Below are 22,469 nucleotides of genomic sequence, written 5' to 3' on the forward strand. Positions count from 1 at the left end.
CGCCCCTCTGACCGTCCCCGCCCCGTGTTTTCCTGGCCCGTATGAGCATCACCGTGACCACCTGGTCCCTGGAACAGACCTCGCCCGCCGATCTGCGGCCCGTCGCGGAGCCCCCGGCGGGGGTGCGGATCGTACGGGCCGAGGTGCCCTCGCCCGAGTTCAGCCGGTTCCTGTACACGGCCGTCGGCGGGGACGTCCGCTGGACGGACCGGCTGCCGTGGACGTACGCCCGGTGGTCGGAGTATCTGGCGCGGCCCGGCGTGGAGACCTGGGTGGCGTACGAGAACGGCACCCCGGCCGGATACATCGAGACGCGGCCCCACGAGGACGCCGTGGTGGAGATCGCGTACTTCGGGCTGATACCCGCCTTCCGTGGCCGCCGGATCGGCGGTCAGCTCCTGTCGTACGGGGTGGCGCGCGCCTGGGACCTGGCCGAGCGGTGGCCCGACGCCGAGCAGGTGAAGCGGGTCTGGCTGCACACCTGCTCCAAGGACGGCGAGCACGCCATGGACAACTATCTGCGGCGTGGCTTCCGGCTCTTCGAAACGAAGACGGAGGAGGAGCCCGAGGCGGCGGCCCCCGGCCCGTGGCCCGGCGCGCACACGGCGGCCTGACCCGCCCGGCGGCGTACGGCCCGGCCGCGGGCCTGCGGTACGACCCGTCCGCCTGCGGGGCGAGCAGGATCAGGGGTCGGGAGCGGCCCGGATCAGGGGTTAAACGCCGACACCCCGTGACAGACAACACACCGTCTCATATAGCGGTACGTTATGGTCCACATGATGGATAACGGTGGACTGGCCAGAGATCCGCGTGACACGCTTCCGTCATGTCCTGCTCTGGAATCGCCTTGGTGAGTCGACGCCACGTCGACCTCTGCCGCATGTCCAGCGCCATCTGTCCGGCGAGCTGAGAGTCCCAGCACCGCCGCGATCACCCCTCTTTCCTCCCCTCTGCCGCGCACCCCCGCGTTCCCACGCGCACGTGTGCGGTTCAGAGCCGCCCTCCTGCATGTCTCGAATGGACGTAACCGCCATGGCCGCCACGCCGGAACAGCCGTCCCCCGCCACGCCACGCCGCAAGGTGAGCCGTCACCGCGGCGAGGGCCAGTGGGCCCGGGGTCACTTCACTCCGCTCAACGGCAATGAGCAGTTCAAGAAGGACGACGACGGTCTCAACGTGCGGACGCGCATCGAGACGATCTACTCGAAGGCCGGGTTCGACTCGATCGACCCCAACGATCTGCGCGGCCGGATGCGCTGGTGGGGTCTGTACACCCAGCGCAAGCCCGGGATCGACGGCGGCAAGACCGCGATCCTGGAGCCGGAGGAGCTGGACGACGAGTACTTCATGCTGCGGGTACGGATCGACGGCGGGCGGCTCACCACGGAGCAGCTCCGGGTCATCGGTGAGATCTCGCAGGAGTTCGCGCGCGGTACGGCGGACATCACCGACCGGCAGAACGTGCAGTACCACTGGATCCGGATCGAGGACGTCCCGGAGATCTGGCGGCGCCTCGAAGAGGTCGGGCTCTCCACCACCGAGGCCTGCGGTGACACGCCCCGCGTGATCCTCGGCTCGCCGGTCGCCGGTGTCGCCGAGGACGAGATCATCGACGGCACGCCCGCCATCGACGAGATCCAGCGCCGGATCATCGGCAACCCCGACTTCTCGAACCTGCCGCGCAAGTTCAAGACGGCCATCTCCGGGTCACCGTCACTGGACGTCGCCCACGAGATCAACGACATCGCCTTCGTGGGGGTGGACCACCCCGAGCACGGGCCCGGCTTCGACCTGTGGGTGGGCGGTGGGCTCTCCACCAACCCCAAGATCGGCCAGCGGCTCGGCGCCTGGGTGCCGCTCGACGAGGTGCCGGACGTCTACACCGGGGTCATCTCGATCTTCCGCGACTACGGCTACCGCCGGCTGCGCACCCGCGCCCGGCTGAAGTTCCTGCTCGCCGACTGGGGCGCGGAGAAGTTCCGCCAGATCCTGGAGGACGAGTACCTGGAGCGGAAGCTGATCGACGGGCCCGCCCCCGAGCAGCCGCTCCAGCGGTGGCGTGACCACGTCGGTGTGCACCGCCAGCGCGACGGGCGTTTCTTCGTGGGGTTCGCGCCGCGCGTCGGCCGGGTGGACGGCGCGAAGCTGACGGAGATCGCGGCGCTCGCCGAGGCGCACGGGTCCGGCCGGCTCCGTACCACCGCCGAGCAGAAGATGATCGTCCTCGATGTGGCCGAGGACCAGGTCGACTCCCTGGTCGCCGGTCTGGACGCGCTGGACCTGCGGGTCAAGCCCTCACCGTTCCGGCGCGGCACGATGGCCTGCACCGGCATCGAGTTCTGCAAGCTGGCGATCGTCGAGACCAAGGAGCGCGGTGCCACGCTCATCGACGAGCTGGAGCGCCGCATCCCGCACTTCGACGAGCCGATCACCATCAACATCAACGGCTGCCCCAACGCCTGCGCCCGTATCCAGACCGCGGACATCGGTCTCAAGGGCCAGCTCATGCTGGACCAGGACGGCAACCAGGTCGAGGGCTTCCAGGTGCACCTGGGCGGCGCGCTGGGTCTGGAGGCCGGATTCGGCCGCAAGGTCCGGGGGCTGAAGGTCACCTCGCAGGAGCTGCCCGACTACGTCGAGCGGGTCCTCGGGCGCTTCGAGAAGGAGCGCGAGGACGGCGAGCGCTTCGCCACCTGGGCGGCCAGGGCCAGCGAGGAGGCCCTGTCATGAGCGAACGCGCGGCGCCCTTCTACTGCCCCTACTGCGGCGACGAGGACCTGCGTCCCAGCGAGCAGGGTCACGGCGCCTGGGAATGCGGGGCATGCAATCGGGCCTTCCAGTTGAAGTTCCTCGGGCTGCTCGCCCAGGGACTTCGGCGAAGTGACGGAGGGGAAGAGTCATGACGGCACTGACGGAGACCGACGATCCCAGGGCCCTCGCGGAAGAGGCGGGGCGCGCCCTGGAGGACGCGTCGGCCCTGGAGATCCTGACCTGGGCGACGGACACCTTCGGCGCCCGGTTCTGCGTGACCTCCTCGATGGAGGACGCGGTGGTCGCCCACCTCGCCGCCCGGGTACGGCCCGGCGTCGACGTGGTCTTCCTGGACACCGGCTACCACTTCCCCGAGACCATCGGGACCCGGGACGCCGTGGACGCGGTGATGGACGTGAACGTCATCACGCTCACCCCGCGGCAGAGCGTCGCGGAGCAGGACGCCGAGTACGGCCCGAAGCTGCACGACCGCGACCCGGACCGGTGCTGCGCGCTGCGCAAGGTCGGGCCGCTCCAGGAGGGCCTGACCGGATACGACGCGTGGGCCACCGGGCTGCGCCGCGACGAGTCCCCGACCCGCGCGAACACCCCGGTCGTCGGCTGGGACGAGAAGCGCCGCAAGGTGAAGGTCTCACCGATCGCGCGCTGGACGCAGGACGACGTGGACGCGTACGTCCTGGAGCACGGGGTGCTCACCAACCCGCTGCTGGAGGACGGTTACGCCTCCGTCGGCTGCGCACCGTGCACCCGACGGGTCCTGGCGGGCGAGGACGCGCGCGCCGGGCGCTGGGCGGGCCGGTCCAAGACCGAATGCGGGCTGCACTGATGACGGCCCACCAGGAACACGATGTCCGCCGGGAAGAGGAAGTGGAGAAACGGTTGAGCGCGACGGAGCGGGGCGCCACGGTCTGGCTCACCGGGCTGCCGAGCGCCGGCAAGACGACCATCGCGGTCGCGCTGGCCGAGCGGCTGCGCGGTGAGGGACACCGGGTGGAGGTCCTCGACGGCGACGAGATCCGGGAGTTCCTCTCCGCGGGCCTCGGCTTCAGCCGCGCGGACCGGCACACCAATGTGCGGCGCGTCGGCTTCGTCGCCGAACTGCTCGCGGCGAACGGCGTCAAGGCACTGGTCCCCGTCATCGCCCCGTACGCGGACAGCCGGGAGGCGGTCCGCGAGCGCCACCAGGCCGAGGACACGGGATATCTGGAGGTGCACGTGGCCACACCGGTCGAGGTGTGCTCCGTACGCGATGTGAAGGGCCTGTACGCCAAGCAGGCGGCCGGCGAGCTGACCGGGCTGACCGGGGTGGACGACCCCTACGAGGCCCCCGAGGCGCCGGACCTGCGGATCGAGTCGCACACCCAGTCCGTCGAGGAGTCCGCCGCCGCGCTCCACGCGCTGCTCACCGAAAGGGGTCTCGCGTGACCACCACCGTCGCAGCCGTCACCGAGGGCACGGACGCCCCGTACGCGCTGAGCCACCTGGACTCGCTGGAGTCCGAGGCGGTCCACATCTTCCGCGAGGTCGCGGGCGAGTTCGAGCGGCCGGTGATCCTCTTCTCCGGCGGCAAGGACTCCATCGTCATGCTGCATCTGGCGCTGAAGGCGTTCGCGCCGGCCGCGGTGCCGTTCTCGCTGCTGCACGTCGACACCGGGCACAACTTCCCCGAGGTCCTCGACTACCGCGACCGCGCCGTGGCCGAGCACGGGCTGCGGCTGCACGTCGCCTCCGTACAGGAGTACATCGACGCCGGGAAGCTGCGCGAGCGGCCCGACGGCACCCGCAACCCGCTGCAGACCGTGCCGCTCACGGAGAAGATCCAGGCCGAGCGGTTCGACGCGGTCTTCGGCGGCGGGCGGCGCGACGAGGAGAAGGCGCGCGCCAAGGAGCGGGTGTTCTCGCTGCGGGACGAGTTCTCGCAGTGGGACCCGCGCCGCCAGCGCCCCGAGCTGTGGCAGCTCTACAACGGCCGGCACGCCCCGGGCGAGCACGTCCGGGTCTTCCCGCTCTCCAACTGGACCGAGCTGGACGTCTGGCAGTACATCGCCCGCGAGGGGATCGAGCTGCCGGAGATCTACTTCGCGCACGAGCGCGAGGTCTTCAGCCGCAGCGGGATGTGGCTGACCGCCGGTGACTGGGGCGGCCCCAAGGAGTCCGAGACCGTCGAGACGCGCCTCGTGCGCTACCGCACGGTCGGCGACATGTCCTGCACGGGCGCCGTCGACTCCGACGCCACCACGCTCGACGCGGTGATCACCGAGATCGCCGCCTCCCGGCTGACCGAGCGCGGCGCCACCCGCGCCGACGACAAGATGTCCGAGGCCGCGATGGAAGACCGCAAACGCGAGGGGTACTTCTAGCCATGCCGAGCACGCACACGCACACCACCGGGCCGCTCGCGGCGACCACGCTGCTGCGCTTCGCCACCGCGGGCTCCGTCGACGACGGCAAGTCCACCCTCGTGGGCCGGCTGCTGCACGACTCCAAGTCGGTCCTGACCGACCAGTTGGAGGCCGTCGAGCGGGTCTCGCTCGGCCGCGGCCAGGAGACGCCCGACCTGGCGCTGCTCACCGACGGGCTGCGCGCCGAGCGCGAGCAGGGCATCACCATCGATGTCGCCTACCGCTACTTCGCCACGCCCCGGCGGCGGTTCATCCTCGCCGACACCCCGGGCCATGTGCAGTACACCCGCAACATGGTGACGGGCGCGTCGACGGCCGAGCTGGCCGTGGTCCTGGTCGACGCCCGCAACGGGGTGGTCGAGCAGACCCGCCGGCACGCCGCGGTGGCCGCGCTGCTGCGCGTGCCGCACGTCGTCCTCGCCGTCAACAAGATGGACCTGGTGGAGTACGCGGAGCCCGTCTTCGCGTCGATCGCCAAGGAGTTCACGGCGTACGCGGCGTCCCTCGGCGTCCCCGAGATCACGGCGATCCCGATCTCGGCGCTGGCCGGGGACAATGTCGTGGAGCCGTCCGCGCACATGGACTGGTACGGCGGCCCGACGGTGCTGGAGCACCTGGAGACCGTCCCGGTCAGCCACGACCTGACCGGCTGCCACGCGCGGCTGCCCGTGCAGTACGTGATCCGTCCGCAGAGCGCCGAGCACCCCGACTACCGGGGGTACGCGGGCCAGATCGCCGCGGGCACCTTCCGGGTCGGCGAGGACGTGACCGTCCTCCCGTCGGGGCGTACGTCGAAGGTCGCCGGGATCGACCTGCTGGGCGAGGCGGTGGACGTCGCCTGGACGCCGCAGTCGGTCACGCTGCTGCTCGACGACGACATCGACGTCTCGCGCGGCGACCTGATCGTGCCGACCGGCGACGCGCCCGCCACGACGCAGGACATCGAGGCGACCGTCTGCCATGTGGCCGACCAGCCGCTCGGCGTGGGCCAGCGGGTGCTGCTGAAGCACACCACCCGTACGGTCAAGGCGATCGTGAAGGACATCCCGTCGAGGCTGACGCTGGACGACCTCTCCCAGCACCCGGCGCCGGGGCAGCTCGTCGCCAACGACATCGGCCGGGTCGTCGTCCGGACGGCGGAGCCGCTGGCGCTGGACTCGTACGCGGACTCACGGCGCACCGGATCGTTTCTGCTGATCGACCCGGCCGACGGGACGACGCTGAGCGCCGGCATGGCGGGCGAGGCCTTCGCGGACGGCGCCGCCGCCCCCGCCCCGGCCGCCGCCACGGCAGCCGACGACGAGGGCTGGGACTTCTGATGGCGGGCGCCGGGCACGACGTCTACGCGACGTTCGCGAAGGAGGGCGGCCGGGTGGGCAGCGGCGCCCTCGGCGCGGGGACGGGCGGGGTGGCGCGATGTGCGCGATGACGTACGCGCACCGCTCGCGCGCCCGTATGCCTCACCAGCCGCACCCGTACCACTCGTATCGACGAAGATCTGCCGACCTCCCGGCCGCGCCCCCGTATCCCTCCAGGGCGTGAGCACCGGGCCAACGAGAGGAACCCCTCCCGTGCCTGCCTCCCGCACCGTCACGCGCCGCCGACTGGCCGCCGTAGCCGCACTGCCCCTGCTCGCCCTCGCGCTCTCCGCGTGCGGCTACGGCTCCGCCGCCGACTCCTCCGAGGAGTCCACCCCCGCGCCCACCGGCAAGGCGCTGTCGGCCGACACCGTGCGCGTCGGTTACTTCCCGAACCTCACGCACGCCACCGCCCTGGTCGGTATCGGGAAGGGCATCCTCCAGAAGGAGCTGGGCGGCACGAAGGTGTCGGCCACGACGTTCAACGCGGGCCCCTCCGAGATCGAGGCGCTCAACGCGCGCTCCATCGACATCGGCTTCATCGGCCCCTCCCCCGCCATCAACGGCTACACGCAGACCGCGGGCAAGGGGCTGCGCATCATCGGCGGCTCCGCCTCGGGCGGGGTGAAGCTCGTCGTCAACCCCGAGAAGATCAAGTCGCTGGCCGACGTCAAGGGCAAGAAGATCGCCACCCCGCAGCTCGGCAACACCCAGGACGTGGCGTTCCTCCACTGGATCTCCGAGCAGGGGTGGAAGGTCGACGCGCAGTCCGGCAAGGGCGACGTCTCCGTCGTCCGTACGGACAACAAGATCACCCCGGACGCCTACAAGGCCGGGGACATCGACGGCGCGTGGGTGCCGGAGCCGACCGCCTCCAAGCTGGTCGCCGAGGGCGCCAAGGAGATCCTGGACGAGTCGGCCCTCTGGCCGGACAAGCAGTTCGTGATCACCAACATCATCGTGTCGCAGACGTTCCTGAAGGAGCACCCGGACGTCGTCGAGGCGTTCCTGCGCGGCACGGTGAAGACGAACAAGTGGATCAACGCCAACGACGCCCAGGCGAAGGCGGCGGCCAACGACGCGCTGAAGAAGCTCTCCGGCAAGGCGCTGCCCGCCGATGTCCTGGACCCGGCGTGGAAGTCCATCAAGATCACCGATGATCCGCTGGCCTCCACGCTCCGCTCGGAGGCGGACCACGCGGTCAAGGCCGGGCTGCTGAAGAAGCCCGACCTGAACGGGATCTACGACGTGGCGCCGCTCAACAAGGTGCTGAAGACCGAGGGGAAGACCGAGGTCACCGACGCGGGTCTCGGCAACCGGTAGACCTGTCATGCCGTACGTCCGGATACGCGCGAACGCCAGTACGCACCTCGCATGCACGCACCCGCGAAACTCCCGAATCCACACCGTTCCCAGGAGGTGACGACCGTGGCATCGACTCTTGCCAAGGCCGCCGAGGCCACCCCGGCGGTGGACCACGCCGCCCGTATCGCGCACGTCTCGAAGTCCTTCGCGACGCCCGCGGGGCAGCAGCTCGTACTGGACGACATCACGCTCGATGTCGCGCCGGGCGAGTTCGTCACCCTCCTGGGGGCCTCGGGATGCGGTAAGTCCACGCTGCTCAATCTGGTCGCCGGGCTCGACCGGCCGTCCGCCGGGGCCATCGAGACGCCCGGCGGCCGGCCCGCGCTGATGTTCCAGGAGCACGCGCTGTTCCCGTGGCTGACCGCGGGCAAGAACATCGAACTGGCGCTGCGGCTGCGCGGCGTCGCCAAGCAGGAGCGGCGCGGCGAGGCGGAGCGGCTGCTCGGGCTCGTCCGGCTCGACGGGGCGTACGGCAAGCGGGTGCACGAGCTGTCCGGCGGGATGCGCCAGCGCGTCGCGCTGGCCCGCGCGCTCGCCCAGGACAGCCAACTGCTGCTGATGGACGAGCCGTTCGCGGCGCTGGACGCGATCACCCGGGACGTGCTGCACGACGAGCTGACCCGGATCTGGCGGGAGACCGACCTGTCGGTGCTGTTCGTCACGCACAACGTCCGTGAGGCGGTACGGCTCGCGCAGCGCGTGGTCCTGCTGTCGTCGCGGCCCGGCCGGGTGGCCCGCGAGTGGCGGGTGGACATCCCGCAGCCGCGCCGTATCGAGGACGCCGCGGTCGCGGAGCTGTCCGTCGAGATCACCGAAGAACTGCGTGGGGAGATCCGCCGCCATGGCCAGCACTGAGACGACGTCCGAGCAGGGGACGCCGCGCGACGACGCGGTGCGGCGGGGCACCGGCGAGCGGGGCGCGGCGCCGGGCGCCGATCTGGCCGGTCTGGGGGCCGGGCTCGACGCGCTGGACACCGTACAGACCGGGCGTACGCCGCTGCGCCGGACGCTCGTCGCGAAGGTGCTGCCACCGGTGATCGCCGTCGCGGTGGTGCTGGTGGTGTGGCAGGTGCTGGTGTGGGCGAAGGTGACCGACAGCTACAAGCTGCCGTCACCGGGCGCGGTGTGGGGCGAGGTCTCCGACGCGTGGACGCAGGGCACCCTGTTCGGCTACATCTGGACCAGTGTCTCGCGCGGCCTGCTGGGCTTCCTGCTGGCGTTGCTGATCGGCACCCCGCTGGGGCTGCTGGTGGCCCGGGTGAAGTTCGTCAGGGCGGCCATCGGCCCGATCCTCTCCGGGCTCCAGTCGCTGCCCTCGGTGGCCTGGGTGCCGCCGGCCGTGATCTGGCTCGGTCTGAACGACTCGATGATGTACGCGGTGATCCTGCTCGGCGCGGTCCCCTCGATCGCCAACGGACTGGTCTCCGGCGTCGACCAGGTGCCGCCGCTCTTCCTGCGCGCCGGGCGCACCCTCGGCGCGACCGGGCTGCGGGGCACCTGGCACATCGTCATGCCGGCCGCGCTGCCCGGCTATCTGGCGGGGCTCAAGCAGGGCTGGGCGTTCTCGTGGCGCTCGCTGATGGCCGCGGAGATCATCGCGTCCTCGCCGGACCTCGGCGTGGGGCTCGGGCAGTTGCTGGAGAACGGCCGTACGGTCGGCAGCATGCCGATGGTGTTCCTCGCCATCTTCCTGATCCTGATCGTCGGGATCGCCATCGACCTGCTGATCTTCAGCCCGCTGGAGCGCCGGGTGCTGCGCGGGCGCGGTCTGCTGGTGAAGAGCTGATGCCCATGCCAGGACCTGTGCGCCGCCTCCTGACGTACCGCGCCCCGCGGCCCGTGCTGCTGCTCGTCGCACACGGCAGCCGCGATCCCCGGCACGCCGCGACCGTACGCGCCCTGACCCGGCGGCTGCGGGCGCTGCGGCCGGGGCTGCGGGTGGAGACCGGGTTCCTGGAATTCGACTCGCCGTCCGTGGCGAACGTGCTGGACCGGCTCGCGCGGGAGGACGTACGGGACGTGGTCGCGCAGCCCCTGCTGCTGACGCGCGCCTTCCACGCCAAGTCCGACATCCCCGCCGTGCTGGGAGCTGCGACGCTCCGCCATCCGCGCCTGCGGATCCGGCAGGCGGCGGTGCTCGGCCCGTCCCCGCTGCTCGGGGCGGCGCTGGAGCGGCGGTTGTACGAGGCCGGTCTGACGGCCGCCGACAAACGCTCGACCGGGGTCGTCCTGGCCTCGGCGGGCTCATCGGACCCGGAGGCGATCGCAGTGATCGCTGAAATCGCGCGGGAGTGGCGGCACACCGGTTGGTGCGCCGTGCGGCCTGCGTTCGCCTCCGCATCTCTGCCCCGCACCGAGGACGCGGTCCGCGCGCTGCGCGCGGAGGGCGTCCGCCGGGTGGCGGTGGCACCGTACGTCATCGCCCCCGGCCGGCTCCCCGACCGTATCGCGGCGGGCGCGCGGGAGGCGGGCGCGGACGTGCTCGCCGAGGTGCTGGGTGCGGCGCCGGAAGTGGCTTCGCTGCTCCTGCGCCGCTACGACGGCGCGGCGGCGGTTCCGGCCAGGGAACTCGTCGGCCACGCGTAACCGGTCCGGGCCGGGCCGGGCCGGAGCCGTGACCCTGCGCCGGTCCGGAGCCGTGACCCTGCGCTGGTCCGGAGCCGTGACCCGGCGCCCGACGTCGGCGCGCCGGCCGCATGCCACCGGCCGCGTGCGCCGTCGGCCTGTTCGTCGTCGGCCGTACGTCACCGACCCTGCGCCGTCAGCCGTACGTCACCGGCCGCCAGCCGTCACCCGTGCGCCATCGGCCGTCAGCCGTCAGCCGTCAGCCGTCGATGAGTGCCGTCAGTTCCGAGACGCTCATCGAACCCGCCGCGCGGCGCTCCCGCGCGAAGGTGTTGGCCAGGCGCTGGAGCGTGTCGTTGACCGGGGTGGGGACCCCGTGGAGCCGGCCCAGCAGGGCGATCTCGCCGTTCAGATAGTCCGCCTCGATCGTGCCCGTGCCCCGGCTGAGGCTCTGCCAGGACGAGCCGTGGCCGCGCTCCACGCCGCCGGACGGATCGAAGCCGATGTTCTCGCCGCGCGTCTCGGCCTGTTCCTCCGGGCCCACGTACGCGATGCCCGCAGCGTCGAGGACGGCCGCGCCCTCCGCCGAGGCGCGCCGGACCAGCTCCCAGGTCTCCTCGCCGATCACTCCGGTGACGGCCTCGATCGCGTTGGCGAGGTTGGCCAGCAGCTTGGCGTACTTCCAGCGCATCACGTCCGGCACGACCGGCGCGAGGAGCTTGCCCTTCGCCAGCCCGGCGGCGATCGCGGCGGCCGTCGCGTCCGTACCCGAGGGGTAGCGGCCGAGGTGCAGCATGCCGGTGTACGGGGCGCCTCCGGCGCTCACCGCGCCCGGTTCGACATAGGTCGCGGGCAGCCAGACGCACATCGCGTACACGTGCCGGAAGCGCCGCAGGGCGAGCCGTTCGCTCTCCACCCCGTTCTGCGCGCAGACCAGCGGCAGCAGCTCGCCCGCCGTACCGCCGCCCGCGACGGGCCTCGCCGACCAGGCGTCCAGCGCCGCCGTACTGTCCTGGGTCTTCACGGAGAGCAGCAGGACATCGTCCCGGCGCAGTGCGAGCGCGTCGGGTCCGTCGACGACCGGCAGCCGGTGCGCCCGGGTGCCGTCCGGCGTGGTGAGCCGCAGGCCGTCCGCGCGCAGCGCCGCGTAGTGCGCGCCCCGGGCGACGAGGACCACGTCCTGCCCGGCCTCCGCGAGCCGGCCGCCCACGCTGCCGCCGACCGCTCCCGCCCCGATGATGACGTAACGCATCCCGACCCCCGTTCCGGTACGACGTCTTCAGCATAGGCGAGCCGTATGACACCACCGTGAGCGGTGTCACGTCTGGGGCAGGCGGGCGCGGGTATAACGACCGCACGGTCCTCGCAGGAAGAGGACGGAGGGCGACCCGCGAAGGATCCCAGCGTGCGACTTGTGCTTCTCGGCCCGCCCGGCGCGGGCAAAGGCACCCAGGCCGGCCTTCTCGCGGCGGAGTTCGGCGTGCCCCATGTCTCGACCGGCGATCTGTTCCGTACGCATGTCGCCCAGGGGACGCCGCTGGGGCTGGAGGCGGACGAGTATCTGCGCGCCGGCGAGCTGGTCCCCGCCGAGCTCACCACCGCCCTGGTGGCGGAGCGGCTCGGCGCGGCGGACGCCGCCCGGGGGTTCCTGCTCGACGGCTTCCCCCGCAGCGTGGTCCAGGCGGACGCGCTGGCCACGATCCTCGCCGGTCTCGGGAAGAGGCTGGACCGGGTCCTGGAGTTCCGGATCGACGACGAGATCGTCGTCCGCAGGCTGCTCGCGCGCGGACGCGCCGACGACACCGAGGGCGTGATCCGGCACCGGCTGCGGATCCACCACGAGCAGACCGACTCCCTGCTCGCCTACTACGCGGGGCGTACGGCCGTCGTCGACGCGCTGGGCGAGGTCGAGGACGTCACCCGGCGCGTGCTCGGCAGCCTCGACGGCCTCGACGGCCTCGGACACCTCGGACACCTCGGACACCTCGGACGATAGCCCGCCCGTCCGGCCTTCCGGCCCGTCGCCTACGGGAAGTCCGGCCAGGTCCCGGGGTCCGTGTGGTCGTTCTCCGGGACCTGGGCGTGGCCGTACCAGCCGGCCTTCTCCGCCCAGACGTTCTCGTCGCGCCGGCTGACGAACCCGTCGGGCTGCCCCATCGGCCAGGAGTCCGGGACGCCCCAGCTCTTGATCCAGGCGTGGAGCGCGTCCCATCCCTCGCACGGGGTGTCCTTGAGCGATTCGTACTTCTTCCCCTTCACCACGCACCAGGGGAAGAAGAGCGCCTCGATCTGGAGGACCACGGCCCCGGCCCGGTTGGTCCGGGTACCGCCCGGCAGGTCGGCGAGGGACTTCGACCGGGAGTCGGCCGGGACGAACTGGCAGAAGGTGCCGGTGAAGGGGTTCCAGAGGAGATGCGGGGCGACGCCCTTGCCGTCGCCGGAGAAGTACGTCCGGAGGGTCGCGTACGGCACGAGGTTCCGGGGCTCGGCCTCGGTCGCGTCCCTGTCCCAGGTGATGTGGGCGACGGCCTTGGCCGGGCCGCCGTCGGTGGGGGCGTGGTCCCTGATGTCGAGTCGTTCAGCACCGGGCATCCAGAGATCGGGCATGGGGTGGCTCCTCAGCGGGTGGCGAGGGGGCGGCGGACGGACACGGGACAGCGTGACGGACGCCGGGGAGCGGGTGGGGCGGAAGGGAACCGCTCCACCTGATCGGGTGAGGAGCCTCCGCTCCCCCGTCCTCACGGGGCGGTGCGGGCGGCTGTGTGGCAGGCGTAACTCCTCGTACGCGTCCGGCGTGACCTCCGGGTAACGGGCCCTTCGTACGGTCGGAAGCCGTACGCCCCGGATCCCCGGACCCCGCGTCCACGAAAGAGGCCGCCCGTGACCGCAGCGCATCCCCAGGAAGGCGCCACCGCCACCGCCACCCAGGTGCGGACCGTCTGCTCGTACTGCGGTGTCGGCTGCGGAATCCTCCTCGACGTCGGCGCGGGCCCCGACGGCCGCAGGACCGTTCTCAAGGCGTCCGGCGACCCGGCCCACCCGGCCAACCGCGGCCGGCTCTGCACGAAGGGCGCGACCTCCGCCGGCCTGCTCACCGCCCCCGGGCGGCTGACCACCGCGCTGGTACGGGCGGAGCGCGGCGACGAGCCCGTACCGTCCCCGATGGAGGCGGCGGTCAAGGAGACGGCGCGGCGGCTGCGCGCGATCCTCGACGAGCACGGTCCCGACGCGATCGCCTTCTACGTGTCGGGGCAGATGACCCTGGAGGCGCAGTACCTCGCCAACAAGCTCGCGAAGGGCTTCCTGCGCACCAACCGCATCGAGTCCAACTCGCGGCTGTGCATGGCGAGCGCGGGCAGCGGCTACAAGCTGTCGCTGGGCGCGGACGGCCCGCCCGGTTCGTACGAGGACTTCGAGCACGCGGACGTCTTCCTCGTCACCGGCTCCAACATGGCCGACTGCCACCCGATTCTCTTCCTGCGGCTCATGGAGCGGGTCAGGGCGGGCGCGAAGCTGATCGTGGTCGACCCGCGGCGCGGCGCCACCGCCGCCAAGGCCGATCTCTTCCTCCAGATCCGGCCGGGCACGGATCTCGCCCTGCTCAACGGACTGCTGCACCTCCTCGTCGAGAACGGCCGCACCGACCCGGAGTTCATCGCCGAGCACACCGAGGGATGGGAGGAGATGCCCGCGTTCCTCGCGGAGTACCCGCCCGCGAAGGTCGCGGAGATCACCGGCATCCCGGAGGCGGACATCCGGCGGGCCGCCGAGTGGATCGGCGACGCGGGCGAGTGGATGAGCTGCTGGACGATGGGGCTCAACCAGTCCACGCACGGCACCTGGAACACCAACGCGCTGGTCAACCTGCACCTCGCGACCGGGGCGATCTGCCGCCCCGGCAGCGGCCCGTTCTCCCTCACGGGCCAGCCCAACGCGATGGGCGGGCGCGAGATGGGGTACATGGGCCCCGGACTGCCGGGGCAGCGATCGGTGCTGGTGGCGGAAGAACGCGCCTTCGTCGAGGAGTTGTGGGGCGTCGAGCCCGGGACCGTACGGGCGGACGGCTTCGGCGAGGGCACGGTGGACCTGTTCCGGCGGATGGCCGACGGGGACGTCAAGGCGTGCTGGATCATCTGCACCAACCCTGTCGCCTCGGTGGCCAACCGCAGAACGGTCATCGAGGGGCTCGAACGGGCCGAGTTCGTCATCACGCAGGACGTCTTCGCCGAGACCGAGACCAACGCGTACGCGGATGTCGCCCTGCCCGCCGCTCTGTGGGCCGAGTCCGAGGGCGTCCAGGTCAACTCGGAACGCACCCTCACCCTGAGCCGGCAGGCCGTGGAGCCTCCGGGCGAGGCCTGGCCGGACTGGCGGATCATCGCGCGGATCGCCTGCGAGATGGGGTACGAGGACGCCTTCGGCTACGGCGGCGCCGAGGAGATATTCGAGGAGATCAAGCGCGCCTGGAACCCGAAGACCGGCTACGACCTGCGCGGGGTGAGTTACGAACGGCTGCGCCGCGCCCCCGTGCAGTGGCCCAGCGCGTCCGCCGGGGGCCCCGACCGCAACCCGGTGCGCTACCTCAACGACGGCGTCAGCCAGACCCTGGCCGAGCGTCCCGACGGCGGCAGGCCGCGGCTCGTCTTCCCCACCGCCTCCGGCCGGGCCGTCTTCCACGCGCGCCCGCACCTGCCGGCGGCCGAACTGCCGGACGACGACTTCCCGTACGTCCTGAACACCGGCCGGCTCCCGCACCAGTGGCACACGCTCACCAAGACCGGCAGGATCGCCAAGCTCAACAAGCTCAACCCCGGGCCCTTCGTGGAGATCCATCCGGACGACGCGCGGGAGCTGGGCATCGCGGAGGGCGACCCGGTGGAGGTGGCCTCGCGGCGGGGCCGAGCGGTGCTCCCGGCCGTGGTGACCGAGCGCGTGCGGCCCGGGGGCTGCTTCGCGCCCTTCCACTGGAACGACCTGTTCGGGGAGTACACCTGCGTCAACGCGGTCACCAACGACGCGGTCGACCCGATCTCCTTCCAGCCGGAGTTCAAGGTGTGCGCGGTCTCGCTGACCCGGCTCGCCACCGCGCCCGCCGCGCCCCACGCCGCCCCCGCGGAGGAGGCGCCGACAATGAGCGACGGCGACGGCGACGGTGGCAGTCAGGGTCGCGTTCCCGGTCCCGGTCTCGGTCCCGGTCCCGGTCCCGGGAAGGTGGCGGCGCTGGCGGGGGTGTTCGGGGCGGACCTCGCGCCGCCGGTGCTGACCGACGAGGAGCGCCGCTATCTGGCGGGGTTCCTCACCGGGCTGGGCGCCGCCGAGGCGGACACGAAGGCCGGCGTGGGGGCGGAGGCCGGCGCGGAGGCGGGCGTGGGGGCCTCCGTCGCCACGCCGGTGCTGCCGGACCGTGCGCCGTTCGCCCCGGCGCACGCCCTGTGGGTCAACGGCGTACTCGCCGGGATGTACTCCCGTACCGCCGCCCCGGCGGCGCCGCTGCCCGACGCCTCCCCCTCCGCCGCCGTGCCCGGACGCGAGATCGTCGTCCTGTGGGCCTCGCAGACCGGCAACGCCGAGGAGGCCGCCGCCCTGGTGGTACGGCGGCTGACCGAGGACGGGCTCGCGGCGCGGCTGCTCGACATGGACGACGACGCGGCGCCGGACACGGTCGGGCGCGGCGCCGATCTGCTGGTCGTGACCAGTACGTTCGGCGACGGCGACGCCCCCGACAACGGCTCCCGGTTCTGGGCGGCGCTCAGCGCGCCCGACGCCCCCCGGCTCGACGGCGTGCGGTACGCGGTGCTGGCCCTCGGTGACTCCTCCTACGACGACTTCTGCGGCCACGGCCGCCGGCTGGACGCGCGCCTCGACGAGCTGGGCGCCGTCCGCCTGGTGCCCCGTACCGACTGCGAGCCGGAGTACGAACAGCCCGCCGGGCAGTGGCTCGACCACGTACGCACGGCGCTGCTCACGGAGCCGGGCGCCGGGCCGGCGGCCGGGCCGGGCGCGGTGCCCGAGGCGCCCGGGGGAACGCCGCCCGCACCCACCGTCGCCCCCGACCCCGCACCCGCACCCGCACCCGCACCGGACGTACGCCCCTCCAAGGCCGCGCCCGTCACCGCCCGGCTGACCGGGAACCGGCTGCTCAGCCTCCCCGGCGCCGCCAAGGAGGTGCGCGAGTTCACCTTCGACACCGGCGACAGCCCCGTCCCGCTCGTCTACGAGGCGGGTGACGCGCTCGGCGTGCAGCCGCGCAACTGCCCCGACCTGGTCGCCGAATGGCTCGCCGTCACCGGGCTCGACCCCGCCGCGCCCGTCGACCTGTCCGGCCCCGGCGAGGTGGCGCTCGGCGACGCGCTGCACCGCCATCTCGACATCGCCGCGGTCACCCCCGCGCTGCTGCGTCTCGTCGCCGAACGCAGCCACGACCGCACCCTCAAGAAGCTGCTCCGGCCGGACAACAAGGGCGAGCTGGCCCAGTGGACCTGGGGCCGCCAGTGCGCCGACATCCTGGCCGAGTACCCGGTGCGGGCCACGGCGGCGGAGTGGGCGGGCACCCTGAAACGGCTTCAACCGCGCCTCTACTCCATCTCGTCCAGCCCGCTCGCCGACCCCGCGCTCGTCCGGCTGACGGTCTCCGTGGTCCGGTACGACAACCGCCACGGCCGCCCGCGCAAGGGCGTCGCGTCTGCCTTCCTCGCCGACGCGGCGCCCGCCAGCCCCGTACCCGTCCATGTGCGGCGCTCCCCGCACTTCCGTCCGCCGGCCGACCCCGCGACGCCCATGGTGATGGTCGGCCCCGGCACCGGGGTCGCCCCCTTCCTCGGCTTCCTCCAGGAGCGGCGCGCCCGCGGTCACCAGGCCCCGAACTGGCTCTTCTTCGGCGAGCAGCGGCGCGCCACCGACTTCTACTACCGGGAGGAACTGGCGAAGCTGCGCCGCGACGCCACCCTGACCCGGCTGGACACCGCCTTCTCGCGCGACCAGCGGGCCAAGGTCTACGTCCAGGACCGGATGCGCGAGCACGGCGGCCGGCTCTGGTCCTGGCTCCAGGACGGCGCCCACTTCTACGTGTGCGGCGACGCCTCCCGGATGGCCAAGGACGTCGACCGGGCGCTGCGCGAACTCGCCATGGCCCACGGGGGTCTGGACGAGGACGGGGCCGCCGCGTACGTCAAGCGGCTCGCCGCCGAGAAGCGGTACGTACGCGACGTCTACTGAGCCCGCGGACACCGTCACGGCGGCGACGGTGTTCGCGGGCTGTCCTGGGGCCCGGTTACACGGTCGGATACCGTCCGGGAATGACGGAACGGAGAGACGGATCGGCGGACGGGGATCCGGTCGCGCAGACCTTCGCGCTGGACGGCGGACTCCCGGTGCGGCGGCTGGGGTTCGGTACGGCGCAGCTCACCGGGCCCGGCTACTGGGGCCCGCGCGGCGAGCGTGCGGACGCCGTCGCCGTCCTGCGGCGCGCCGTCGATCGCGGGGTGACCCTGATCGACACGGCGGACAACTACGGGCCGGGGCTCGCGGAGGAGCTGGTCGCCGAGGCGCTGGCACCGTATCCGGCCGGGCTGACCGTGGCGACCAAGGGCGGCGTGGTGCGGACGAGCGACAGCGGCTGGCACGTCGAGGGCCGCCCGGAACGGCTGCGGGCGATGTGCGAGGCGAGCCTGCGCCGGCTGCGTACGGAGACGATCGGCCTGTACCAGCTCCACCGGCTGGATCCGGCGGTGCCGATGGAGGAACAGGTGGGGGCCCTGGATGAACTGAGGCGGGAAGGCAAGATCCGGTACATCGGCCTGGACACCGTCACCGCCGAGCAGCTTGAGCGGGCGCTCGCCCTGACCGGGATCGCCTCGGTGCAGAACCGTTTCAACCTACTGGACCGCGCGTCGGCGGCGGTGCTGAGGCTGTGCGAGACGCACGGGCTCGCGTTCCTGCCGTGGTTCCCGCTGGCGAACGGCGCGTTGACGGGTACGGCGGCGTCGGCGCTCGACTCCGTGGCCGGGCGCCACGGCGCCACGCGCGGGCAGATCGCCCTGGCCTGGCTGCTGCACCGCTCCCCCGTGCTGTGCCCGACCCCGGGCACCGGTTCGCCCGCCCATCTCGACGAGAACCTGCGCGCCGTGGAGATCCGGCTGTCCGCCGAGGACATGCGCGACTTGGACGCGCTCGTACCGCTCGTACCGCTCGATCCGGGATCGAGGGCCGCTGGGCGGTGAAGCGCGAAAGAGGCCCCCGCACCACGGCCCGGACTCGGCTGACCGACCGACCGCTCCGGGCTCGGGTGCCCGGGTCAGGCGGTCACCTTGGCCATGAACGCGGCGACGTTCTCGACGGTCCGCCGGATCCGCTCCTCCAGGGTGAGCGACTCGGGGAGCCGTGAGCCGACGCCCGCGTCCTTCTTTCCTCGTACGTAGAGGGAGCAGGCGAGGTCGCCGCACATGTACGTGCCCACCGAGTTGCCCTGCTGCCCGGCCTTCCCCGCCTTGGGCGCGACCATCAGGCAGACGCCGCCCGTGTGCAGGGTCAGGCAGATCGAGCACATGCTGCGCCGCGTCTGCCAGGAGGCGGGGCTGGGCGAGCGCAGCGCGAGGGCCCGGGGGCGGCCGTCCAGCTCGACGACGAGGTAGGCACGGTCGGGCGCCTGTGGGTCCCGCCAGCCCAGGTAGTCCAGGTCGTCCCAGGGCCGGTCGGCCAGGTCACGCGGCACGGACAGGCGTTTGGCCTGGCCCTTGGTGCAGTTCACGAACGCGGTACGGATCTCTTGCTCGGTCAGCGGCTTCATAAGCCGTAAGCTAATTTGCCTAAGCCTTATAGGCAAATGCATAATTGATTCAGGCTGATGAATGGATGGCTATGGCACGCGCAGGACTGACCACGGACCGCCTGGTCCGGGCCGGGGCGGAGCTGGCGGACGAGGTCGGCTTCGACCAGGTGACCGTCTCGGCGCTCGCCCGGCAGTTCGACGTCAAGGTCGCGAGCCTCTACTCGCACCTGAAGAACTCCCACGACCTCAAGACCAGGATCGCCCTGCTCGCCCTGGAGGAGCTGGCGGACCGGGGCGCCGCCGCCCTGGCAGGACGGGCCGGCAAGGACGCCCTGACCGCCTTCGCCGACGTCTACCGCGACTACGCCCGGGAGCACCCCGGCCGCTACGCCGCCGCCCAGTTCCGGCTCGACCCGGAGGCCGCGGCGGCGAGCGCCGGAGGCAGGCACGCGCGCATGACGCGGGCGATCCTGCGCGGCTACGACCTGACGGAACCGGACCAGACGCACGCCGTACGGATGCTGGGCAGCTTCTTCCACGGCTACGTCAGCCTGGAACTGGCGGGCGGCTTCAGCCACAGCGTCCCCGACTCGCAGCAGTCCTGGTCCTGGACCCTCGACCGCCTCGACGCCCTGCTACGGGGCCGGCCCGCGCCCTGAAAACGCCCTCCTCCGCCGTCGCGCCGCCCTCCCCCCGTCATCTCGTCCTGCTCCGTCGCGCGGTCCGCCTCCGTCGACATGGTCCGCGCCTCCGCACCTCCGACCGTCCGGCCCCACACAGGCCCCGACCCACAGGCTGAGACCATGAACACCCGGAACCACTGGATCACCACCCCCGTCACCGCGGACCTCCTGCGTGGCGCCCTCGAAGTGGAGCGCACCGAGCACGGCCTACTGCCGCACCGGCTGCCCGCGCGGGCCCGCGCGCAGTGCGCCGACCCGCAGCTCGCCCTCGCCGAGTCCCAGCCCTCCGGAGTACGGCTCGCCTTCCGCACCCGGGCCACCGCCCTGGAACTGGACACGCTGCCCACCAAGCGCGCCTACGTCGGCGCCCCGCCCCGCCCGGACGGCGTGTACGACCTGCTCGTGGACGGCCGGCTCACCGGCCAGGCCGTTGTGACCGGCGGCAACACCATGACCATCGACATGACCACCGGATCCGTGGAGACCACGTCGGGGCCGGTCTCCACACTCCGCTTCGACGACCTGCCCGAGGGCGTCAAGGACATCGAGATCTGGCTGCCGCACAACGAGACCACCGAACTCGTCGCCCTGCGCACCGACGCCCCCGTCGAGCCCGCTTCCGACCCGGGGCGCCCGGTGTGGCTGCACCACGGCAGTTCGATCAGCCACGGCTCCGACGCCGCGAGCCCCACCACCACCTGGCCGGCGCTGGCCGCCTCCCTCGCCGGGGTGGAGCTGATCAATCTGGGCCTGGGCGGCAGCGCCCTGCTCGACCCGTTCACCGCCCGCGCCCTGCGGGACACCCCCGCCGACCTGATCAGCGTCAAGATCGGCATCAACCTGGTCAACGCCGACGTGATGCGGCTGCGCGCCTTCACCCCCGCCGTGCACGGCTTCCTCGACACCATCCGCGAGGGCCACCCCACCATCCCGCTGCTGGTGGTCTCGCCCATCCTGTGTCCCATCCACGAGGACGCCCCCGGCCCCAGCGCCCCGGACTTCTCCGCCCTCGGCGCCGGACGCCTGCGGTTCCGGGCGGCGGGCGATCCGGCGGAGCGCGCCCAGGGGAAGCTGGCCCTCGGCGTCATCCGGGAGGAGCTGGCCCGCATCGTGGCGCAGCGGGCGGCGGAGGACCCGAACCTGCGCCACCTCGACGGCCGCGCCCTCTACGGTGAGGCCGACTCCGCCGAACTGCCGCTGCCCGACGACCTCCACCCGGACGCCGCCACCCACCGCCGTATGGGCGAACGCTTCGCCGGCCTGGCGTTCGCCGCCGACGGCCCCTTCGCGGGGTTCGGTCGGGTCTAGGGCGTGTTTCGAAAGTCCCGCCTGGCCCGCGACGCCTGGCACGCACGCTCGCCGCGTTGCCGGAGTCGTCCGCGTACGTCCGGGCCGTCGAGGGTGCCGATCCTCCGCCTCGCGATCGCGCTCGGCATCCCAAGGGCAATTCAGTGCGCCGAGACGGAGCGAGCGGAGCGAGTGCAGTGCACCGGACGCCGCAGGCCCCGCCCTACGGGCGGACGGCGCTACGTTCGAAACAGGCCCTAGAGCCTCCCGTTTGGACCTTGCCGGGCTCGCGCGCCCGCAGCGACATCAGCCGCTGACGCGGCGGGCGCTCCCTGATCCGGCCAGATCCGAACGAAAGACCCTAGCCGTACGGCGTGCCCTGGTGGAAGAAGAGCAGCCACGTGCCGCCGGTCTGCCGCCACAGTGAACTGCGGTGGACCCGGCGGCCGTCCGTGGCACTGTCGTAGGTCAGGTGCACCACGTCGGGGGCGAGCCGCACGCCCCGCATCTTGGAGGTGGTGATCGGCCGGGGCACGGGCCCGCCCGGCTCCGTGAGCGCGGCGACGACCGTGTCACGGTCCCACTCCCGGCCCGAGGCGCCGAACTCCCGGAACTCCGGGTGCAGCAGCTCCGCGAGCAGCGCCGGGGAGGCGCGGACGGCCGGGTCGAGGAGGCGCAGCTCGGCGTCGATGGCCGCGGCGATCGCGGAGGTGCGGTCAGTCACGGGCCAGTTCCAGCAGCTTGACGACGGTGTTCCAGTTGCGGCTGGTGGCCGTGACGCCCCGGAACAGGGCGGGCCTGGCGAGCGCGTCGCCGAGCTTGGAGCGGCCGAGGCCGTCGGGTGCGTACAGGTACAGGGCCCGGTCGCCGAGCCGGAACTCCTCCGGGAGGTACGCGGCCGGGTCGAGCGACGCGAACCGCTCCGGGCCCATCCGCTCGGAGAGGCAGATGAGATGGAGCTGCCTGCCCTCCAGGGTGCCGGCCGGGAAGGGGCAGGCGTCGGCCACGGCCCGCAGATACGCGGCGCTGCGGACGAGGCAGTCGACGGTGAATCCGAAGCGCTCCTCGATGGCGTGCTCCAGCGCGGTGGCGAGGGCCTTCTCGTCGCCGGACTCGCTCGTGAAGACGGCGTTGCCGCTCTGGAGGTGCGTACGGACCTGTCCGTGGCCGAGCCCGGTGAGCAGCGCCCGGAGGTCCGCCATGGGGACCTTCCGGTGCCCGCCGACATTGATTCCGCGCAGGAGCGCCACATAGGTCGTGATCATGTGCC

The 22,469-nt window shown here is 72.4% G+C and carries 21 protein-coding genes; 16 read left to right on the forward strand and 5 right to left on the reverse strand.

Features of this window, described 5'->3' with window-relative positions; all coding sequences use genetic code 11:
* The first annotated feature begins 41 nt into the window (after positions 1-41).
* The 11 genes from ACFXPL_RS03190 to ACFXPL_RS03240 all read left to right on the forward strand — a co-directional run bounded on the left by ACFXPL_RS03190 (position 42) and on the right by ACFXPL_RS03240 (position 10,483).
* Positions 42-614 (forward strand): GNAT family N-acetyltransferase, encoded by a 573-nt coding sequence (locus tag ACFXPL_RS03190; RefSeq protein WP_384911565.1) that lies wholly within the window; start codon positions 42-44, stop codon positions 612-614.
* A gap of 212 nt (positions 615-826) precedes the next feature.
* The gene (locus ACFXPL_RS03195) at positions 827-910 is read left to right on the forward strand and encodes a putative leader peptide (protein WP_365627905.1); all 84 of its coding nucleotides are present in this window, start codon (positions 827-829) and stop codon (positions 908-910) included.
* Between the two features lie 122 nt (positions 911-1,032).
* The gene (locus tag ACFXPL_RS03200; RefSeq protein WP_384911568.1) at positions 1,033-2,730 is read left to right on the forward strand and encodes a nitrite/sulfite reductase; all 1,698 of its coding nucleotides are present in this window, start codon (positions 1,033-1,035) and stop codon (positions 2,728-2,730) included.
* Between the two features lie 169 nt (positions 2,731-2,899).
* A complete protein-coding gene (locus ACFXPL_RS03205) occupies positions 2,900-3,598 on the forward strand; it encodes a phosphoadenylyl-sulfate reductase (protein ID WP_384911570.1) in 699 nt (232 codons plus the stop codon).
* Positions 3,598-4,197 (forward strand): adenylyl-sulfate kinase, encoded by a 600-nt coding sequence (cysC, locus tag ACFXPL_RS03210; RefSeq protein WP_384911572.1) that lies wholly within the window; start codon positions 3,598-3,600, stop codon positions 4,195-4,197. Before ACFXPL_RS03205 ends, cysC begins: the two co-directional genes overlap by 1 nt.
* A complete protein-coding gene (gene cysD, locus ACFXPL_RS03215; RefSeq protein ID WP_384911574.1) occupies positions 4,194-5,132 on the forward strand; it encodes a sulfate adenylyltransferase subunit CysD in 939 nt (312 codons plus the stop codon). The genes cysC and cysD overlap by 4 nt, the downstream gene beginning before the upstream one ends.
* A 2-nt stretch (positions 5,133-5,134) precedes the next feature.
* Entirely contained in the window at positions 5,135-6,493 is a 1,359-nt protein-coding gene (locus ACFXPL_RS03220; RefSeq protein ID WP_384911577.1) for a sulfate adenylyltransferase subunit 1, read from the forward strand.
* A 252-nt stretch (positions 6,494-6,745) separates the two neighbouring features.
* Positions 6,746-7,855 (forward strand): ABC transporter substrate-binding protein, encoded by a 1,110-nt coding sequence (locus tag ACFXPL_RS03225; protein ID WP_384911579.1) that lies wholly within the window; start codon positions 6,746-6,748, stop codon positions 7,853-7,855.
* A gap of 51 nt (positions 7,856-7,906) precedes the next feature.
* On the forward strand, positions 7,907-8,752 hold the full coding sequence (locus tag ACFXPL_RS03230; RefSeq protein ID WP_384911582.1) for an ABC transporter ATP-binding protein: 846 nt from the start codon (positions 7,907-7,909) through the stop codon (positions 8,750-8,752).
* Positions 8,739-9,683 carry an ABC transporter permease gene (locus ACFXPL_RS03235; RefSeq protein WP_384911585.1) on the forward strand — a complete coding sequence of 315 codons (945 nt, stop codon included), beginning with the start codon at positions 8,739-8,741 and terminating at the stop codon, positions 9,681-9,683. Before ACFXPL_RS03230 ends, ACFXPL_RS03235 begins: the two co-directional genes overlap by 14 nt.
* 5 nt (positions 9,684-9,688) lie before the next feature.
* Positions 9,689-10,483, forward strand: a complete 795-nt coding sequence (locus tag ACFXPL_RS03240) for a sirohydrochlorin chelatase (protein WP_384911588.1) — start codon at positions 9,689-9,691, stop codon at positions 10,481-10,483.
* A gap of 238 nt (positions 10,484-10,721) precedes the next feature.
* On the opposite strand, the gene ACFXPL_RS03245 is transcribed toward ACFXPL_RS03240, so the two are convergent.
* On the reverse strand, positions 10,722-11,714 hold the full coding sequence (locus ACFXPL_RS03245) for a ketopantoate reductase family protein (protein ID WP_384911591.1): 993 nt from the start codon (positions 11,712-11,714) through the stop codon (positions 10,722-10,724).
* A gap of 153 nt (positions 11,715-11,867) precedes the next feature.
* On the opposite strand from ACFXPL_RS03245, the gene ACFXPL_RS03250 reads away from it, so the two are divergent.
* Positions 11,868-12,458: an adenylate kinase gene (locus ACFXPL_RS03250; protein WP_384911594.1), complete on the forward strand. Its 591-nt coding sequence runs from the start codon at positions 11,868-11,870 to the stop codon at positions 12,456-12,458.
* A 29-nt stretch (positions 12,459-12,487) separates the two neighbouring features.
* On the opposite strand, the gene ACFXPL_RS03255 is transcribed toward ACFXPL_RS03250, so the two are convergent.
* Positions 12,488-13,069, reverse strand: a complete 582-nt coding sequence (locus tag ACFXPL_RS03255; protein ID WP_384911597.1) for a hypothetical protein — start codon at positions 13,067-13,069, stop codon at positions 12,488-12,490.
* 273 nt (positions 13,070-13,342) lie between these two features.
* On the opposite strand from ACFXPL_RS03255, the gene ACFXPL_RS03260 reads away from it, so the two are divergent.
* Positions 13,343-17,677, forward strand: coding sequence for a molybdopterin-dependent oxidoreductase (locus ACFXPL_RS03260; RefSeq protein ID WP_384911599.1), 4,335 nt, complete (start codon positions 13,343-13,345; stop codon positions 17,675-17,677).
* 80 nt (positions 17,678-17,757) lie between these two features.
* Positions 17,758-18,681: an aldo/keto reductase gene (locus tag ACFXPL_RS03265; protein ID WP_384911602.1), complete on the forward strand. Its 924-nt coding sequence runs from the start codon at positions 17,758-17,760 to the stop codon at positions 18,679-18,681.
* Between the two features lie 74 nt (positions 18,682-18,755).
* Here ACFXPL_RS03265 and ACFXPL_RS03270 read toward each other — a convergent pair whose 3' ends face one another.
* Positions 18,756-19,247: an FBP domain-containing protein gene (locus ACFXPL_RS03270; protein ID WP_384911605.1), complete on the reverse strand. Its 492-nt coding sequence runs from the start codon at positions 19,245-19,247 to the stop codon at positions 18,756-18,758.
* Positions 19,248-19,318: 71 nt separating this feature from the next.
* On the opposite strand from ACFXPL_RS03270, the gene ACFXPL_RS03275 reads away from it, so the two are divergent.
* Both ACFXPL_RS03275 and ACFXPL_RS03280 read left to right on the forward strand, forming a co-directional pair.
* Positions 19,319-19,888: a TetR/AcrR family transcriptional regulator gene (locus ACFXPL_RS03275; RefSeq protein ID WP_384911608.1), complete on the forward strand. Its 570-nt coding sequence runs from the start codon at positions 19,319-19,321 to the stop codon at positions 19,886-19,888.
* A gap of 144 nt (positions 19,889-20,032) precedes the next feature.
* Positions 20,033-21,220, forward strand: coding sequence for a GDSL-type esterase/lipase family protein (locus ACFXPL_RS03280; protein ID WP_384911611.1), 1,188 nt, complete (start codon positions 20,033-20,035; stop codon positions 21,218-21,220).
* A 340-nt stretch (positions 21,221-21,560) separates the two neighbouring features.
* On the opposite strand, the gene ACFXPL_RS03285 is transcribed toward ACFXPL_RS03280, so the two are convergent.
* Positions 21,561-21,923: a DUF4440 domain-containing protein gene (locus tag ACFXPL_RS03285; RefSeq protein WP_384911614.1), complete on the reverse strand. Its 363-nt coding sequence runs from the start codon at positions 21,921-21,923 to the stop codon at positions 21,561-21,563.
* Positions 21,916-22,464 carry a DUF1697 domain-containing protein gene (locus ACFXPL_RS03290; protein ID WP_384911617.1) on the reverse strand — a complete coding sequence of 183 codons (549 nt, stop codon included), beginning with the start codon at positions 22,462-22,464 and terminating at the stop codon, positions 21,916-21,918. Before ACFXPL_RS03290 ends, ACFXPL_RS03285 begins: the two co-directional genes overlap by 8 nt.
* Positions 22,465-22,469 lie beyond the last annotated feature (5 nt).

It is taken from the genome of Streptomyces sp. NPDC059092 (assembly GCF_042756365.1).
Lineage (GTDB): Bacteria > Actinomycetota > Actinomycetes > Streptomycetales > Streptomycetaceae > Streptomyces.